Source organism: Actinoplanes sp. NPDC026670 (genome assembly GCF_040638175.1).
Classification (GTDB): domain Bacteria; phylum Actinomycetota; class Actinomycetes; order Mycobacteriales; family Micromonosporaceae; genus Actinoplanes.
Map to the genome: position 1 here is coordinate 182,120 of NZ_JBEZXU010000002.1, position 16,916 is coordinate 199,035.

Annotated in this window: 14 protein-coding genes and 1 pseudogene; 6 read left to right on the forward strand and 9 right to left on the reverse strand. The window is 71.1% G+C overall.

Features of this window, described 5'->3' with window-relative positions:
- Nucleotides 1-663: 663 nt before the first annotated feature.
- Nucleotides 664-1,197 (reverse strand): DUF4190 domain-containing protein, encoded by a 534-nt coding sequence (locus AB0E94_RS02610; protein WP_360321380.1) that lies wholly within the window; start codon nt 1,195-1,197, stop codon nt 664-666.
- 533 nt (nt 1,198-1,730) lie between these two features.
- Nucleotides 1,731-1,976, reverse strand: coding sequence for a hypothetical protein (locus AB0E94_RS02615; protein WP_360321383.1), 246 nt, complete (start codon nt 1,974-1,976; stop codon nt 1,731-1,733).
- 646 nt (nt 1,977-2,622) lie between these two features.
- Here AB0E94_RS02615 and AB0E94_RS02620 point away from each other — a divergent pair.
- On the forward strand, nt 2,623-5,688 hold the full coding sequence (locus AB0E94_RS02620) for a CHAT domain-containing tetratricopeptide repeat protein (protein ID WP_360321386.1): 3,066 nt from the start codon (nt 2,623-2,625) through the stop codon (nt 5,686-5,688).
- A 113-nt stretch (nt 5,689-5,801) separates the two neighbouring features.
- Here AB0E94_RS02620 and AB0E94_RS02625 read toward each other — a convergent pair whose 3' ends face one another.
- From AB0E94_RS02625 to AB0E94_RS02640, 4 genes are all read right to left on the reverse strand, one after another.
- On the reverse strand, nt 5,802-7,010 hold the full coding sequence (locus tag AB0E94_RS02625) for a S8 family serine peptidase (protein ID WP_360321389.1): 1,209 nt from the start codon (nt 7,008-7,010) through the stop codon (nt 5,802-5,804).
- A 21-nt stretch (nt 7,011-7,031) separates the two neighbouring features.
- Nucleotides 7,032-7,526, reverse strand: coding sequence for a hypothetical protein (locus AB0E94_RS02630; RefSeq protein ID WP_360321392.1), 495 nt, complete (start codon nt 7,524-7,526; stop codon nt 7,032-7,034).
- Nucleotides 7,516-8,109, reverse strand: a complete 594-nt coding sequence (locus AB0E94_RS02635; RefSeq protein WP_360321395.1) for a sigma-70 family RNA polymerase sigma factor — start codon at nt 8,107-8,109, stop codon at nt 7,516-7,518. The genes AB0E94_RS02630 and AB0E94_RS02635 overlap by 11 nt, the downstream gene beginning before the upstream one ends.
- 97 nt (nt 8,110-8,206) lie before the next feature.
- Nucleotides 8,207-8,854 (reverse strand): hypothetical protein, encoded by a 648-nt coding sequence (locus tag AB0E94_RS02640; RefSeq protein ID WP_360321398.1) that lies wholly within the window; start codon nt 8,852-8,854, stop codon nt 8,207-8,209.
- A 52-nt stretch (nt 8,855-8,906) separates the two neighbouring features.
- Here AB0E94_RS02640 and AB0E94_RS02645 point away from each other — a divergent pair, with 52 nt between their 5' ends.
- The 3 genes and pseudogenes from AB0E94_RS02645 to AB0E94_RS02655 form a co-directional block, all read left to right on the forward strand.
- Nucleotides 8,907-10,034, forward strand: a complete 1,128-nt coding sequence (locus tag AB0E94_RS02645) for a phospholipase D-like domain-containing protein (RefSeq protein ID WP_360321401.1) — start codon at nt 8,907-8,909, stop codon at nt 10,032-10,034.
- A 117-nt stretch (nt 10,035-10,151) separates the two neighbouring features.
- Nucleotides 10,152-10,313, forward strand: a complete 162-nt coding sequence (locus AB0E94_RS02650; protein WP_360321404.1) for a hypothetical protein — start codon at nt 10,152-10,154, stop codon at nt 10,311-10,313.
- A 21-nt stretch (nt 10,314-10,334) separates the two neighbouring features.
- Nucleotides 10,335-10,952: pseudogene (locus AB0E94_RS02655) on the forward strand (lipoprotein); the annotation flags it as partial.
- A 63-nt stretch (nt 10,953-11,015) separates the two neighbouring features.
- Here the strand turns inward: AB0E94_RS02655 and AB0E94_RS02660 are convergent.
- Nucleotides 11,016-12,812, reverse strand: a complete 1,797-nt coding sequence (locus AB0E94_RS02660) for an NAD(P)/FAD-dependent oxidoreductase (protein ID WP_360321407.1) — start codon at nt 12,810-12,812, stop codon at nt 11,016-11,018.
- A gap of 191 nt (nt 12,813-13,003) precedes the next feature.
- Nucleotides 13,004-13,630 carry a TetR family transcriptional regulator gene (locus AB0E94_RS02665; protein ID WP_360321410.1) on the reverse strand — a complete coding sequence of 209 codons (627 nt, stop codon included), beginning with the start codon at nt 13,628-13,630 and terminating at the stop codon, nt 13,004-13,006.
- A gap of 131 nt (nt 13,631-13,761) precedes the next feature.
- Here AB0E94_RS02665 and AB0E94_RS02670 point away from each other — a divergent pair, with 131 nt between their 5' ends.
- Nucleotides 13,762-14,919 (forward strand): HAMP domain-containing sensor histidine kinase, encoded by a 1,158-nt coding sequence (locus AB0E94_RS02670; RefSeq protein ID WP_360321413.1) that lies wholly within the window; start codon nt 13,762-13,764, stop codon nt 14,917-14,919.
- Between the two features lie 55 nt (nt 14,920-14,974).
- Here AB0E94_RS02670 and AB0E94_RS02675 read toward each other — a convergent pair whose 3' ends face one another.
- Entirely contained in the window at nt 14,975-15,502 is a 528-nt protein-coding gene (locus AB0E94_RS02675) for a hypothetical protein (protein WP_360321416.1), read from the reverse strand.
- A gap of 175 nt (nt 15,503-15,677) precedes the next feature.
- Here AB0E94_RS02675 and AB0E94_RS02680 point away from each other — a divergent pair, with 175 nt between their 5' ends.
- Nucleotides 15,678-16,325 carry a GPP34 family phosphoprotein gene (locus AB0E94_RS02680; protein ID WP_360321419.1) on the forward strand — a complete coding sequence of 216 codons (648 nt, stop codon included), beginning with the start codon at nt 15,678-15,680 and terminating at the stop codon, nt 16,323-16,325.
- Nucleotides 16,326-16,916 lie beyond the last annotated feature (591 nt).

Consider the following 16,916-nt stretch of genomic DNA (forward strand, 5'->3'; position numbering starts at 1 on the left):
GGCCGTCGCTGAGCACCGGAAGTGGGAGTGGTTTCCGGGGCTGGGTGGCGGCTGAGACCGTGCAATGCCACTTAGCTTAAGTTGATCAAGGCTGTGACCTGTAGGTTCTCGGCGAGAGTCGTCGGCGTCCGGCGGGGCCACAATTCATGCCTCAGCCGCATGCGTGCAGGTCAAGCCCCTGGAACCCGAACCCTGGAACCCGAAGTGCGCCCGCGCAAGATCGACTTAAGTGGCATTGGAGACCGTGAGCCGTCGCCCACCACTGGAATGCGGGTGGTTTTACCGGTCTCAGCGACGGCCGGTGGTCCGCTGCATGTTCTGCGGGCCTCCCGCTGTCGGTTGCGTGATGTTCTGCGGGGCCCGCCGCTGTCGGTTGCGTGCCTCCTTGGCCAGCAACGTTGACCAGCGCACACGTTGACGTTTCGTGCGATTCTGTCGTTGCCGGAGCAGGGGCCGGAGCACGCGTACGGACGATCGTGAGCGTTCGTCCACGCTGGGACGGTGACGAGCGCACGCGCAACGTCAACGTGTGCGCTCGTCACAGCTACGGTGAGGACTGCCGGGTGGGACTCGACGCGCCACGTCGTGAAGTTCGGGCGGATGGGCCCCTGCGGAGGGTCTCCAGCGGAACCGGGGTGCTGCCTCGGGCTGTGCCGCCGGGGATCAGGGGGTGCCGGCGCCGTTCAGGGTGCCGACGACGGTCAGGAAGAACAGGATCGCTCCGGGGATCACTGCGAGATAGCCGAGGGTCAGGCCGGCTATCGCCAGGCCGCGTCCGCTGCGGGTGCCCGAGTTCGTCTCGGCCAGGCCGATGTGGCCCGCGACGATCGCTATCAGCGAGGGGACTCCGGCCAGGCACCAGCCGACCAGGATTCCGACGACGCCGAGGACCAGGGACGCGGTTGCCCATCCGGACGCCGGCGCGAACATCGGCTGCTGGTAGCCGAAGACCGGATGCGGCCGGTAGTGCCCGTGGAAACCCGGAGGCGGCTGGTGGTGCCGGAGATGGCCCGGATGCGGCGGGTGGTGACCGTGATGGCCCGGAGGCGGCGGCGCGAACGGCTGTGCCGGACTCGGCGGCAGGTAGGTCTGGGGCGGATACACCGGATCCGGCTCAGGCGAGTACGGCTGCGGCGGAAACTGCGGCGGCGGCGTCTGATACGGGTCGTGGTTCGGCTCATACGGGTTGTAGCTCATCGCCGCCCCCTCGATCGGTGCTGGTGAGCGTCCCGGCCGCACCGTCCACGGTTCAGAACCGCCTGGCCTGTGCGATCGCCGCCGATAGTAACGCGAGCAGCCCAGCCCCGGCGCAGCCGAGCAGTCGAGTCCTCGGCCCTAACCGGATGGCGTAGCCCTCGGCCCTAGCCGAGCAGTCGAGCCCTCGGCCCTAGCCGGATGGCGCAGCCCTTGGCCTAGCCGAGTCGCCCAACTCTCGGCCCTAACCGGATGGCGCAGCCCCCTGGCCCAGCCGGGCAGTCCAGCCCTCGGCCCAGCCGGGTAGTCCGGTTCGTTGGCCGGAACCCACCGACCCGGCCGAGCCCGTGGGCTCGGCCGGGTCCCCTCGATCTGACCGGGCCCCCCTCGGTCTGACCGCTCTCCCTCAGTTCGGCCAAACCCCGTTGCCGGGCCGGCCGAGCTATCGCCCGGGCGTTTACCCCGGCCGTCCATCTGTGATCGACCAGCGTATTTCGGCGTGGTCTTGTTCCCTGTTTGCGGTGTCGCGTCGGGGCTCAGGCGATCGGGGTCAGTCCGCCGTCGGCGTTAGCCAGGGCCTTTCGCTTGTTGAATGCTGCCGTCACAGCCGTGCTGGCGGTGGCGGTCACCGCGGCCTCGACGAGTTTCACGACGTCCTCGTGGGAGAGGTCGCCGAGTTCGTCGGCGAATTCCGAGACCAGGTCAAGGACTCGATCGGAGACGTCGGCGGTCACCCCGATCAGCCCGATCAGGATCTTGTCCATCAGGTCAGCGTCGATCACTTCTGCTCCTTGGGAACGGTGAACGTGATGCCCGGGCTCGCGCACGATGCCCGGTGACTTTGCTTCGGATTGGTGGTCCGGCCGGGGAACGGCCCCGTGACGGCCCGCAGCTGCCCCAGCGGAACCACGGAAGCGGGCGATCTGCGGCGCCCGCAGTGAACCGCCTGGTTTGGTCAGCCGCCGAACCAGCCGCTGACCAGCGAACCAGTCACGGATCAGGGGCGGCGGGCGAACCGGCCCGGCCGCCTGGGAGAAGTCACGGGTGAGGACTCGGCGATCCGCGTGCGGACATCAACGCGAACAGCGGCACACTGCCTACGTCGAATCCACTCTGGATCACCGATGTGATGATCCAGTTCGCCTTCTCAACCGGTGTCATGTACAGAAGGAGGGGCCAGTGTCCACCCTGATACATCCAGGGGGCGGTGACTTCATGGCCGATCCCACCCCGCCGACCGGTCCGACACCGCCGGCCGACCGAAGCCCGCTGTCCGGAAACGCCCCACCGGACGGCGCGCCGTCGTCCGCCGACCAGCCGCCGGTCACACACGCGCCCGAACCGGCAGACCCCGCGCCGGCCCCAGACGTCCTCACACCGGCCGAAGAGGCGATGGTCGCAGACGGCCTCCCATCGGCTGAAGGGGCAATGGTCGGGGAGGCCCTCGCATCGGCCGGAGAGGCAATTGTCGCGGAGGCCCTCGCGCCGGTCGAAGGGGCACTGGCCGTAGAGGTCCTCACCTCGGCCGAGGAGGCGCTGGTCACGGACGGTCTCGCATCGGCTGAACAGGCGCTGGCCGCAGACCGTCGCATACCGGCCGGACCAGCGCAGGCGCCGGACATCCTCGAACCACTTGATCGACTGCCGCTGGCGGAGGCCCCGCTGATGGTTGAGCGGGTGCTGGAGGCGGATGACCTGCGGGCGATCGACGGGCCGGTGGCGGTGGACGGCCGTTCGCTGGTCGAGCAGGTGCTGGCCGCGGACGACGCGCCGGCCGACGCCCGGTTCGCGGGCGGCCCGCCGGCAGCCGACCAGCCGCCAGCAGCCGACCAGCCGCTGGCCACCGACCAGCCGCCGGCCACCGACCAGCCGCCGGCCACCGAGCGGGTCCCGGACTCCGGCGGGCTGCACGAGGTCGCGGCGGAGGCGATGCGGCTCGTGCACATCGACCCGCGGGTGGCCAAGGGCCAGGCGCTGCGCCTGCGGGCCACGGCCCGGCGGGCGGGTGACGCCGGGGCCGAGTCGGCGGCCGAGCGCGTTCTCGGGCTGGCGGCCCGGGAGAGCAACCGGATGCGTTCGGCGGCGCTTCATCTGCGGCGGGCGGTCGCGGTCGCCGACCAGGCGGGGCTTCCGGTTCCGGCGGCGCGGGCGAGGATGACGCTGGCACTGGTTCGGGCCGACCAAGGCGACATCTCGGGCGCCGTACGGCTGGGGGAGGCTGCCGCCGTACACCTCGAAGGTCTGGAAGCGGCCCGCCTGCGTCATCAACTCGCCGTCGTCGCGCAGCGACGTGGCCTCCTCGAGGAGGCACTGAAGGAGTACGGCGGCGCGCTCGCCGTGTTCCGGCGCGAAGGTGACCTGCTGTGGCAGGCGAAGGTGCTCAACAACCGGGGCGTGCTCCAGGCGTACCGGGGGCGGCCCGGCCCGGCTGAGGCGGACCTGCTGCGGGCTGAGGAGCTGTACGGCAAGCTCGGCCAGGATCTGGCGGTCGCCGACGTGCGATGGAACCGTGGGTTCGCGGCCGGGCGGGCCGGGCAGGTCGTGGCCGCGCTGACGCATCTGGCCGCGGCCGAGGAGCACTACGTCGGCAACCACCTGTCAGCGGCGCTGATCATGATGGACCGGTGTGACGTGCTGCTGTCGGCGGGCCTGCACGAGGAGGCCCGGGAGGTCGCCGCCGCGGCCGTCCGGGAGCTGGCCCGCCGCCGGATGGCCGCCGACCTGGCCGAGGCCCGGCTGCTGCTGGCCGCGGCGGCGCTGGCCTGCGGGGCGACCGGCGAGGCACGCAAGGCGGCGCGGCTGGCCGGGCGGGCCTTCGACCAGCAGGGACGGCCGGGCTGGGCGGCAGTGGCCCGGTACATGCTGATCCGCACCGACTGGGCCGCCGGCCGGCACGGCCCGGACCTGCTGCGAGCGGCGGTCGCCGGTAGCGAGGAACTACGGGCCGGCGGGTGGGCCGTGGCCGCGGCCGATGCGGCGCTGATCGCCGCCCGGTGCGCGCTGGCGGCCGGGCGGACCGAGGAGGCCACCGAGCTGCTGCGGCACACCGGCCGGGCCCGTGGCGCGGGAAGCCCGGCCGCCCAGCGGGTGAGCGCCTGGCACGCCGAGGCGCTGCTGCGGATCGCCGGCGAGGACCGGCGTGGCGCGCACGCCGCCCTGCGGGCCGGACTGCGTGCCCTCGACGAGCACCGGCTCACCCTCGGCGCCACCGAGCTGCGGGTCCGGGCCGCCGAACACGGGCTGGACCTGGTGCGTACCGCGATGGACGCGGCGGTGGCCGACGGGTCGGCGCTGGCCCTGCTCACCTGGGCGGAACGTGGACGGGCGGCCGCCCAGCAGGCCCGGCCCGCGCTTCCGCCGGCTGACGACGGGTTCGCCGCCGAGATCGCTGAACTGCGGGCGGTGGCCGCAGACCGGGAACAGGCGCTGGCCGAGGGCCGCGACGCCCGCCGCCACAGCCACCGCCAGGCCCAGCTGGAACGCTCGATCCGGGAACGGACCCGCCGCGCCGGGCCCAGCCGGTCGGCCGGCGACTCGGGGCGGGCCGCCGGGTGGGACGTCCCGGCGCTGATCTCGTGCCTCGGGGACCGGGCGCTCGTCGAGCTGATCACCGTCGGCGACATGATGTACGCGGTGGTGCTGGCCGGCGGCCGTCTGACCCGGCACGACCTGGGACCGGTGACGGCGGTCGACGCCGAGGTGCGCGGGCTGCGGTTCGCGTTGCACCGGATGTCGCTGCGGCCCGGTGGCGGCGGCGCCGGCGGGGAACGGCTCGACGCGATCCTGCTCGGCCCGCTACGGGACCGGATCGGGGACGCCGACCTGGTCATCGTGCCGTCCGGGCGCCTGCACGGCGTACCGTGGCGGCTTCTTCCGGCTTGCCGGGATCGGACCCTGTCGGTGGCGCCGAGCGCCGCCGCCTGGCTGCGGGCCGTCACCGCCGAGCCGTCCGGGGACGCGACGGTGCTGGTGGCGGGACCGGGCCTGCCCGGCGCGGCCGACGAGATCAGCGCGCTTTCCGGGCGGTACGGCGCGACGTCCGCGCTGTCCGGCGCCGACGCGCGGGTTTCGGCGGTCCTTGCGGCCATGGACGGCGCCGGGCGTACGCACATCGCGGCGCACGGAACGTTCCGGGCGGACAACCCGCAGTTCTCGGCGTTGCGACTGGGTGACGGGCCGTTGACCGTGTACGACCTGGAGGGGCTACGCAAGCCCCCGGGCCTGGTGGTGCTGTCCGCGTGCGACTCGGGCATGTCCACCGTGCACCGCGGCGACGAGATCATGGGATTCGCCGCCGCGCTGCTGGCGATGGGCACCCGTTCGGTGATCGCCACCGTCGCCCCCGTGCGCGACGGTGCCGCCCGCGACGTGATGCTCCGCTTGCACGAGCACCTACGGTCCGGGAAGTCACCGGCCACCGCTCTGGCCGAGGCCCAGCGTGAGTCCGGCGACGACCCGGCCGCAGCCGCGTACGTCTGTTACGGGGCCGGGTGACCGACCGGGCAGGGACCGGCCACCCGGCGCGCCGCCGCCCGGTTACCCGGCCGTTGGAGTCGGGTGGCCGGACATCGGAGCATGATGGCCGGTCACCTGACCGCGTGAGGTGATCACTGGAGGATGAACCCGGGTGGCGCCGCGACATAACGCCCGTACCCGGCGAACGACCGGGTCAGCCCGCCGAACAGCCGGTCCGCGGCCTCCGCGCACGTCTCCTTCAACGTGGTGTTGGCCGCTATCTGCGCCGCCACGAACGGTGTCGCGAACGACGTGCCGCTCCACGCGACCGCCCCGGTGAAGTCGATCGGGTTGGTCCCGTAGTTCCAGGTGCCGAACACGTACGGCGCGTGTACCCGCACCCCCGGAGCACAGGCGGTGATCCAGTCACCGGTGTTGCTGAACGTGGCGGGCACCTCGGTCCCGGCCGGGTCGGTGGTGTCGATCGCGGCCACCGAGACCACCCCGGGCCGGCTGGCCGGGTAGAAGTTCGGGGTGGCCGCGTCCACGTTTCCGGCCGCCGCGACCACGACGGTCCCGGCCGGCAGGTCGTCGAAGACCGCCTTGAGCGCGAGCGGCTCCTCGTCACCGACGTAGGTGCCGCCCAGCGACATGCTGATGATCTCGGCACCGGCGTCACGGGCTCGCAGGATGCCCGCCGCCAGCGTCCACTCGTCGCAGATCCCGTGCACGTTGAGGACCTGGATCGACGTCAGGTGAGCACGCCGGGCGTACCGCGCGATGATCCCGGCCGCCGCCGTGCCGTGACCGCCCATCAGGCCGATCCGCCGGACCGCCGGGTTCTCGTAGACCGCGTCCGGCTCGTGCCGGCCGTGCCGCTGGTGCTGGTAGAAGACCGGAAGCGTCAGTGCCGCCGGGTCCAGGCCGGTGTCGATGACCGCCACCCGCACCACGCGGCTGTCGGTGGCCACGCCGCCGATCTCCGGCTGCGGCGCCGGAACCGGGTCGGTCGCGGTGCCGCCGTGCAGTTTCGGCTGCCCGCTGATCGGGATCGCGTTGGCCGCGAACACGTGGTTGAGCCCGACCCGCGGGCTGTTGCCCTGGGCACGCAGCTGACCCACCACCTGCGGCACGACCGGCGGGTCGTCACCGGTGTCGGGCAGGACGTACCGGTGCACGTATTCGTCGATCCCGTCCGGGGCCTCGCTCCGCTGCGCGCCCAGGCCCCGCATGGCGCCGCGGACCATTCCGGCGTCGTCGGCGGCCACCAGGATCTCATTGGCCATGTAGTAGGTGTTGCCAGTACGCCGGACCCGCGGGTCAAGCGCCCACGGGTTCGGGAAACTGGTCTCTCCGGGCATCGTCGTCTCGCTTTCTCGCGGTCAGCCGAGGGCCACCCAGCCGGTGACGATCGGCGCGGATTCGGTGCCCCGGAGCCGCAGCCGGATCGACCGCACCACGGGCAGGTCGGTGAAGAACCGGCCCCCGGTGTCGATCGGCCGGCGGACGGCGCCCCCGTCGTGGAGCAGCTCCGCCTCGGTGTGGCCGGCCGGCTCGACGAAACCGTCGACCTCGAACCCCGACGCGGTACGCGCGAGGCCGAGGTGTACCCGGATGCCGTCGGGACCGGCCGGGCCGAACACCAGCATCCGGACGTCGTCCGGCCCGCGGGTGAGGACCTCGGCGTCGGTCAGCGAATCCCATTCAAGATCGGCGAAGTCCTCACCGTCGGAGCGGAACGCGAACGCGGCGACCGCATACCGTGCCACCTCGGGTGGCATCGGATCCACCCGGGCGATCAGTGCGCTCAGCGCCGCCTCAACGTTCATGTCGTCGGTTTCCCTCTCGGACGGCGGCAGGTCTTCGTCACCAGTCATGACCCTGCTCCGCCGGCTCTGATACATCCGCGATTTTGCGAAGTTTCTCCAGGCACCGCCGGCGGGTAGGGCCGAGGTACCCGATCGGCACACCCAGGGCGGCGGCCGCGTCGGCGTACGAGGGCGGTGGCTGGCCCATCAGTATTCGCAGTAACCGCTGGCAGTTGTCGCCGAGCTGGTTGAGCGCCTGCCACAGCCGGCCGGCCAGGGCGTCGCGTCTGACCTCCTCGTCGGCGGCGACCGCCATCTCCTCCGGTGACTGGTCCTCCCGGGCCGGGCCGATCCACGCCAGGTCACCTGTCGGCACCATGCGGTTGCGGGCGGCCAGCACCCGCAGCGACTCGCGGCGTGCGGTCGTGGACAGCCAGGCGCCGGCGTGGCCGGGGTCGGTCAGCTTGTCCAGGGAACGGGCGAACCGCTCCCAGGTGGTCTGGCTGACGTCCTCCGCGTCGGCCCGGCCCAGCCGGTAGGCGCGGGCCACGGACCAGACGAGACCCGCGTACGCCTGGACGAGTTCCTCCCAGGCCGACGCGTCACCGGCAGCCGCCCGGCGTACCAGCGCTGCCGTCTCCACCGGCTCCATCGAGCCCTCCTTCGTCGTTCCCCATGACCCGGCCCGCCCTGAAACGATTTCACAAATCGTCCGGCCGGGTCGATCAGTATGACGTGGACGCCGGAGGTCAGTTGCTCCAGCAGCCTCGTGCGGCGGGCATCGCCGTGTAGAGGGCGTCCAGGGCGGTGCCGGACTGCGCGCTGACCCACACCCACACCCCGCCCTCGCCGTGGGCGCGCAGCAACTGGCCGGGCGCCGAGTACCAGCGGACCGGCGACTCCTCGATGTCGATCCACATCGGCAGGTCCGGCAGCGGCACCCGGTCGAACGGGGCCAGCGCCGGTTCGACCGCGTCGGCCGGCAGCTCGGCGGCGTTGCAGAGCTCGAATTCATGCTCCTGCACGACGGTGGTGAGGGCGATGTCGACACAGGCCAGGGACACCCGATCGACGTACGGCAGCCAGCCTTTCCCGGTGTCGATGACGACCGGCGGATCGTCCTGGCCGATCATGTCGAGCGGGACACCCCAGCACGTTTCGGTGATCTCCGGGTCGGCGTGGTGGAAGACCAGCACCCCGTCCTCCGGGTACGGGCGGCTGGTGGCGTTCAGGATCGCGCCGAGTTCGTACGCCTCCCGCAGCGCTGCCGGCATCGGCTCGTCGAACGAGCGGCCAGCGCCGGTCAGGTCCCACGCGGCGGTGAACAGGCGCAGGAACTCCCACACCCCGGCGCGGTCGCCGATGCGGGGCCGGAGCTCGGCTGTGGTGTCGAACATGAGACCGGATCCTACGATCAGACAATCCGATCAAACGAGGTACGCGCCGGGGATGACCGCCGACACTGGGGTCATGGGCGTGGACCTGGGAAGTGTCGAGTTCTACACCGGACCGACCGTGCTCGGCGGGCCGGACGATCTCGACGGGGTGATCCGCGAGTTCATCGGCGGCGCGAACGAGACGCTGCTGATCGCCGTGCAGGAGCTGGACTCCCGGCCGATCGCCGAGGCGGTGCTGGCCGCCAAACTCCGCAAGGTGCGCATCCAGATCATTCTGGAGGGCGACTACCTGCGCGAGGATCCGCCGCGGGCCGACCCGTGGGCGGTGGACGGGGCGAACGAGGCCAACCGGGTCATCCACGCCGCTCTGCTGCGGGCCGGGGTGGACCTGATCACCGACCTGAACCCGAAGATCTTCCACCAGAAGTTCATCGTCCGGGACGCCGGGAAGGACACCGCGGCGGTGCTCACCGGGTCGACGAACTTCACCCGTACCGACACCGGGATCAACCCGCCGGACAACCCGGAGCAGCCCGGCAACAACCTCAACCACCTGGTGATCCTGCGCGGGCAGACGGCCGCGAGCCTGTATCTGGCCGAGTTCCAGCGGATGCGGTCCGGCACGTTCGGCGCTCTCCAGGAGCGGGTCACCCCGCGCCCGGCCGAGTTCCGGCTCGGGAAGATCCGGGTCAAGCCGATCTTCGCGCCCTACCACGGGCCGGAGATGGAGATCATGAAGCAGATGCTCAAGGCGGCCGAGCGGGTGGACTTCGCGATGTTCACGTTCGCCCAGTCGTCGGGCATCGACGACACCATGGAGTGGCTGCTGCGCGCCGGCATCCCGATCCGCGGGGTGCTCGACCGGGGTCAGGGCTCGCAGGAGTGGGCCGCCACCAAGCGCCTGAAGGCGGCCGGCGCCGAGCTCTACGAGAACGCCTTCGGCAACGGGGTCCGCAAGGTCCACCACAAGCTCATGATCATCGACCGGCGGCTGGTGGTGGCCGGCAGTTTCAACTTCACCGCGCCGGCCAACACCCTCAACGACGAGAACCTGGTGATCCTCGGCGATCTGGAGGAGACCGATCCGGCCGCCGAGACCGCCCAGCGCCGGCTCGCCGCCTACGCCCTGGCCGAGATCGACCGTATCGTGACCGACCTGTCCCGTCCGGTCCCGGCATAGGGGGATGCGCTGTTCCGGACGGGTGTCACCTTCGACGCCGAGGGCGTCCACGTCCGCGGGTTCGACACCAGGCACGAGTTCGTCCCGTGGTCCGAGATCACCGCGATCGACTGGCGGGTGACCGACTGGCGCCTCCTGCCGATCTACAGCCCGGTCCTGACCCGTGGCGAGGACGTGCTGCCCCTTCCGATGCTCGGCACCTACTCCCAGCGCCAGGCCGAGGAGCGGGCCCGGCGGCTGAACGCACTGCGTGACCGGAGTGTCGTACCCCCTGTGTAGGGTCTCGCAACTGTGAAGATCATGCATTCTCCGGCGGGGGTCGCCCTTGCCGTACTCCTTGTTGCCAGTGGTTGTTCGTCGGCGGAGCCGGAAACGGCGCCGCCGGCGGCGCCCGCGAGCAGTGCCCCGGCCGCTCCCGCCGCCGCGCCCGCCGCGGCTGCCGGCGCCGCGATCGGGGCCAAGGGCAGTGCCTGTGAGCTGCCGTTCGAGTTCCAGACCGCGGCCGACTGGAAGGCCAAGCCGATCGACCTGAAAGAGCTCGGTGAGCTGGCCGACCTGGCGAAGGTCGGCGACTTCACCGTGGTGTGCGAGATCGACGCCAAGCCGGCCGGCAGCATCGGGTTCATCCGGGTGCACGTGGCCGACGGGCTCAGCGGCGCGCCCCGGGAGCATCTGGCGGCGTTCGTCAAGGCGTCCGACCGGACCGGCGCGGGGGAGGCGCCCGCCACCACCTACACCGACGTGCAGATCGGTGGGGCGCAGGCCGCCGAGGTGACCTGGGAGAAGGTCGACAAGGAGCTCGACATGGAGAAGAAGTACACCGCCTTCGCGGTGAACACGAAGGCGGGCGCGGTGGTCGTGCAGCTGGCGCCGTTCGACAGTGACGAGCACGCGTCGATGCTGCCCGCCTACGAGCTGGCCAAGACGTCCGCGAAGAAGACGCATCGTCCCGGGGCGGTGGGTCCGCCCCGGGACGACAGGTCACTTCAGGACGCTGCCGATACTGTCGGCCCGCCACTCGCGCAGCAGTTCGTGGAAGGCGACCGGCCCGGGCCCGTAGGAGAACATCACCGGCCGCGGGTTGCCCTCGCCGTTGTAGTAGCCGGGGGTGCACTCGGACTGGAACTTGAACGTCTTCGGCGCGGTCTGGAAGATCACGCCCGCCCACGCCTCCTCGTCCTCGGCGGTCGGCTCGATCCAGCGGGCGCCCCGCTCGGCGGCCGCACCGACGACCGCGCCGATGTGGGTGGCCTGCTCCTGGAGCACGTGCACGAAGTTGACGGCGGCCGCGTTCTGGAGCGACCCCAGGTGGAACAGGTTCGGGAAGCCGTGGCTGTAGAAGCCGTGCAGCGTCCGCGGCCCGTTGCGCCAGTGCCCGAGCAGCGGCATCCCGCCCCGGCCAGTGACCGGCAGCGTGCCGGACAGCACACCGGAGATGCCGACCTCGAAACCGGTGGCGAAGATGACGACGTCCACCTCGTACTCCTGCTCGCCGACGACGATCCCGGACGGGGTCATCGCGGTGATGCCGCCGTGGTCGGCGGTGTCGACGAGGGTCACGTTCGGCCGGTTGAACGTCTGCAGGTAGAAGTCGCTGAACGTGGGCCGCTTGCACATGTACCGGTACCAGGGCTTGAGCGCCTCGGCGACGGCCGGGTCGGTGACGATCGAGTCGATGCGCTCGCGGATCTCGTCCATCTTGCGGAAGTCGGCCATCTCGTCGAGGTGCTCGCGTTCCTCCTCGGAGATGTTGCCGTCGACGCTGCCGGTGAGCATCTGCCGCTGGAGTTTCGCCGTCGACGTCCACCGGTCGTCGATCAGGTCCTCGTCGGCCCAGCCGCCGGTGACGTTGAGCAGGAAGTTCTCCATCCGCTCGCGCTGCCAGCCGGGCCGCACACTGTCGAGGACGGCCTGGTCGGTGGGCCGGTTGTCCCGGACGTCGACGGTCGACGGGGTGCGCTGGAAGACGTACAGCTGCTCGGCGGCCTCGGCCAGGTGCGGGATCACCTGGATGCCTGTGGCGCCGGTGCCGACCACGGCGACCCGCTTGCCGGCCAGCCCGGTCAGGCCACCCGACTGGTCACCGCCGGTGTAGTCGTAGTCCCAGCGGCTGGTGTGGAAGGTGTGGCCCTTGAACTCCTCGACGCCGGGGATGCCAGGCAGCTTCGGCTGGGTCAGGGTGCCCGAGGAGATCACCACGTAGCGGGCCCGGAAGTCGTCGCCGCGGTCGGTGGTCACCTGCCACTCGGCGTTCTCCTCGTCCCAGGTCAGGCCGGTGACGCGGGTGTGGAACAGGGTGTCGGCGTACAGGTCGAAGCGCTTCGCGATGTTGATGCAGTGCTGCCTGATCTCCTCGCCCGGCGCGTACCGCCACTTCGGCACATAACCGACCTCCTCCAGCAGCGGCATGTAGATGGTCGCCTCGATGTCGCAGTGGATCCCCGGATAACGGTTCCAATACCACGTGCCGCCGAAGTCTCCGCCCTCGTCGATCGTGCGGATCTGCTGCACGCCCGCCTGCCGCAGCTTGGCGCCGGTCAGGAGCCCGCCGAATCCCGCGCCGATCACCACCGCCTCGACACGATCGGTTTTCGGATCCCGTTCGGCCCGCTCCGTGTACGGGTCCTTCGCGTAGTAGCCGAATTCGCCGGCGGCCCGCCGGTACTGCGTGGCACCGTCCGGCCGGATGCGCCGGTCCCGCTCCAGCCGGTAACGCTCGCGCAACGCTGCGAGGTCCTCGGGCTTGAGGCGGTGGGGGATGGGGGTTGAGGGGGACATGCGGGCCCTTTCGCGGGGTTGATCCGGTGGTGCGACCAAACTCAGAGGGCACAATTTAAAGCACTTGTCTTACCAAAAGCGTGCTCGACATCATGGATGTCCGAAAATTCAACTTCAACAAAGACAAGACCCCTTTAAAAAGCCTCATATCGTACGATCGGACGCCACCACCGGTAGCGAAAGAAGCATCGTCAGGTAACCGGCGCCATGAACAGGCCCACGATCGCGTCGATCAGTCCGGCCGCCGTGACATCCCACGCCGGCGCCGCCTCCCGCTCACGTTGCGCGCAGAAGTGCACCAGCAGGGTGTGCGCCATGTGGGTGCGCTCCTGCCGTACCTCCGCGGAGAGCTCCGGCAGGCAGCGCTGAAGCCCGTCGATGACCGCGAGCAGCCCGGCCGCGTCCCGGAACTCCTCGGCCGCCACCTCCAGCAACGCCGGCTCGGTCATCAACTGCGCCGAGAACCGGGCGTACCAGCTCGGATGCCCCAGGTCGGCCAGGTGGTCGGTGATCGGGCGGACCACACACGTCACCCAGTCCCGCAGATCGTCGCTGCCCGAGTGCACGGCCAGCAGCCGGCGCCGGATCCGCTCGGTAGGCACCGAATGGCGGCGGATGATCGCGCGTACCAGATCGTTCTTGGTCCCGAAGTGATAGGCGACCGCCGCGTTGTTGCCCTGCCCGGCCGCCTCGCCGACCTGCCGGTTCGACACCGCGTGCACACCCTGCTCGGCGAACAGCCGCTCGGCCGTCGCCAGGATCAGCGCGCGCGTCTGCTCCGCCTGTCCGGTCCGCGCGCGCCGCCCGCCCGTGCTCATCGTCGAACTCCGTGCCGTGAGGAAAGCGCAAGGATAGGGCCTGTCCCGGCCCGGATGTGCCACCGGAGTCGCCCGTTCACACCTCCGGGTCGCTATATGCTGCCAGAGTTGTGCAAAACGGACCCTTTCGCTTGCTGGGAACCGGACCGCGAGCAGCGGCCCGGCAGGCGGCCCTGCTCTTCGCGGTGGCCGGGCTGCTCGCCCTCGTCGGCATCCCCAACACCCCGCAGCACACCGGGCGGCTGCTCTTCGTCGCGGCCTGCGACCTCACGCTGGCCCTCACCGGCCTGCTGATCCCGTGGCGCCGCCTCGGCCGGCACGCCCCGGCGCTGCTCGGGCTCGCCGGGTTCGCCGTGCTCGGCCTGTCCACCTGGTCGTTCGGCGGGGTGGCGGCCGGCACCGGCCCGTTCCTGGTGCTCCTCTACGCGTGGGCGGCGCTGCACTTCCCGCGCTGGATCCTGGGCCTGTACGCGCTGCCGGCCACCCTCGCCTACCTGGTCCCGCTGATCCTCACCGGCCAGCCGCCACTCGTGCTCGGCAGCGCGTTCGTGCTCATGCCGATCGCGCTAGCCGTCGCGTTCCTCATCGAGGCGCAGGCCCGCCGTCTCCGGGACGACCGGGACCGGCTGTCCCGCATCGAGCAGTGGCGCGCCGCCATGATCAACACGTTGGCGCACGACGTCCGGGCGCCGCTCAGCACCGTACGGCTGGTGCTCGAAGAAATCTCGGAGACCGCGACCGGACCGCAGACCCCGATGATCGGCGCCGCCCTGCGGCAGACCGCGCGCATCGCGCGCCTCGCCGACGGCCTGCTGGACGTCCAGCGCATCGACAGCACCGGCCATCTCAAGCTCGACCGGGCGCCGTATCCGGCGCATCTGCTGGTCAAGGACGCTCTGTCGTACGTCCGGGAGGACGCCGACGTGCGTGCCGAGGTCGACGAGGACCTGATCGTGTACGTCGACAAGCAGCGGTTCGAGCAGATCCTGATGAACCTGATCACCAACGCGCTGCGCTACGGCCGGCCGCCGGTGATCGTCCGGTTCGCCCGCGACGGCACAGGGGACCGGCTCGAAGTCCGCGACCACGGGCCGGGCATCCCGGAAGATCTCCGGCCGCGGCTGTTCGGGCAGTTCGCGGTCGGCGGCGAGCAGGGCGTCGGGCTCGGGCTGTGGATCGTCCGGGCGCTGGCCGTGGCCCACGGCGGCCAGGCGGCCGCCGAGGCCCGCGAACCGGGAGTGGCGATGGTCGTGACCTTCCCGCCCCCACCCGTCCCACCCGCACCTTGACCCGCGCCTCGAATCGGGCCGGCTTCCACGCGGTCGACGCTTCGCGTTCGCCCGATCAGCAGTACCCGGACGGGCACTCCCCGCTGGCCAGCAGCTCGTACTGGCGGCATTTCGGGCAGCGGGGCGGCTCGGGACGTGGCGCCGGCTTCGCCGCGGCCCGTGACTTCGGCGTGGTGGTCCGCTCGGCCTTGGGTGCGGCGGCCGCCCGGACCCGCTTCACCGGCGCCGGCTTGCCCGCGGCCCGCAGCTCGACCGCCTCGACCGAGGCGTCCAGCAGAGCGTCGTAGTTGTCGTCGATGTAGTCCGCCTGCACCGACACCCAGCAGTCCGGGTCGTCCGGGTCGACCACGAACGAACCCGGGATGCCCAGCGCCACATCGTTGGCCCGCTCCCGGTCCACGGCGAAATCCACCCCGCCCGGGTGAATCCGCACCGCCACGCCCGTCTTGCCCTGTGGGCGCACCTGCAACGACTTACCCAGTGTCTTCACGTCGACGGTGGCCCGGCTGCGCAGCTCCAGCAGCAGCCGCGCCACCGAAGGAGCCGCTCCGACCCCGGCGGAATCCGTACCGTACTCGTCCATCCGACCTCCGCTCCGATGCGACCACGCGATCGACACCGCAGTGCCGCACGTGAGAGCCGTTGCTCACCCTACGTCGGCTTTACCCAGCCACCTCTCACCGGGCGGCAACCTTGCGGCAACCATTTTCGGCTAGCGTGGCGGTTCGACACGGACGTCGATCTCTGGGGCTGAGCCGATGACATCGCCGCCGAAACTAGCGCCGGCCGACGACTTCTACCTGGCCGCACACGACGGGATAGGCGGCCGCGCGCTGCTGCCCGAACGGGTGCTGGGCGTCGGCCTCGCCGCGTCCCTGATCGGTGAGCTGATGTTCTGGCGCCGGCTCCTGGTCGACGGAGACCTGCTGCATGTGGTCGACGCCACGCCCACCGGCGACCCGGCCACCGCCGCGATCCTCCAACGGATGACGGGCGGCGGGCCGTACAGCATCGGGCAGTGGATCGGATACTTCTCCACCGGCGCAGAAGAGCACGTTCAACGTCGCCTCGTCGCCGCCGGCGTCCTGCGTGTGGAGACCAGGCGGCGGCTCCTCGGCGCCGGCACCACCACCCTGGTGTTCGCCGACCCGAAGAGCCCAGGCGAGCCGGCCGGCCGGATCCGGACCCACCTGTCCTACAACGAAGACCTCGACACCGCCGATCTCATGCTGGCCGGGCTGATCCTGGCGACCGGCCTCGACGCGTTCGTCCTCGACACCTGCAACCCACGAGACCGGGCCCGCCTCTCCGACCAGTTCCGCCGCCGGATGCCGCCGCCGCTCGCCCAGCTGGTGGCACACACGCGGGCCACCGCCGCCGACGCCGTGCCGGCACCCGCCCGCTGAGCGAATCCTGGCTGCCAAACGGCCGGGAAGGGGCAGCACCACGCCGATTCCGGATTCCTTTCGCGCCTTATGCCCGGAATTTCCCGCCGATCTTGTGGAGTTGCCCGAGACTCGATTTTCGCCATTTTGCGCCGTGACATTCCAGGTCAGGGTCACAGCTGAAGTGAGTCTTGCATTCGTCCTGGTCAGCGTCATCCTCAGCCAACTCTGCAAGATCATCGTGAGGTTTGATGACCTTGGGCGGCCGTGCAGAGGCGATGCCGGGAGCGGGCCGCCGAGAGCGGGTCCGCCGGCCGCAGCGATGGCCGGCGCGCACGTTCGCCGGGCCGCAGCGGTGGTCAGCGCACACGTTCGCCGGACCGCAGCGATGGTCAGCGCACACGTTCGCCGATCGTGTGCGCCTGCTTCGTTCTGACGGGGACGGGAGCACGCGTTGTGCCGTCCGTGTGCGCCTGCCGTTGTTCCGGCGAGGGTGAAATCGCACGTTGCCGCATTGTGTGCGCTGGTCGTCGCACGCCGGCGACGGCGTCGGGCCGAGCACCGGCGACGGCGTCGGGCCGAGAGCCGGCGACGGCGTCGGGCCGAGAGCCG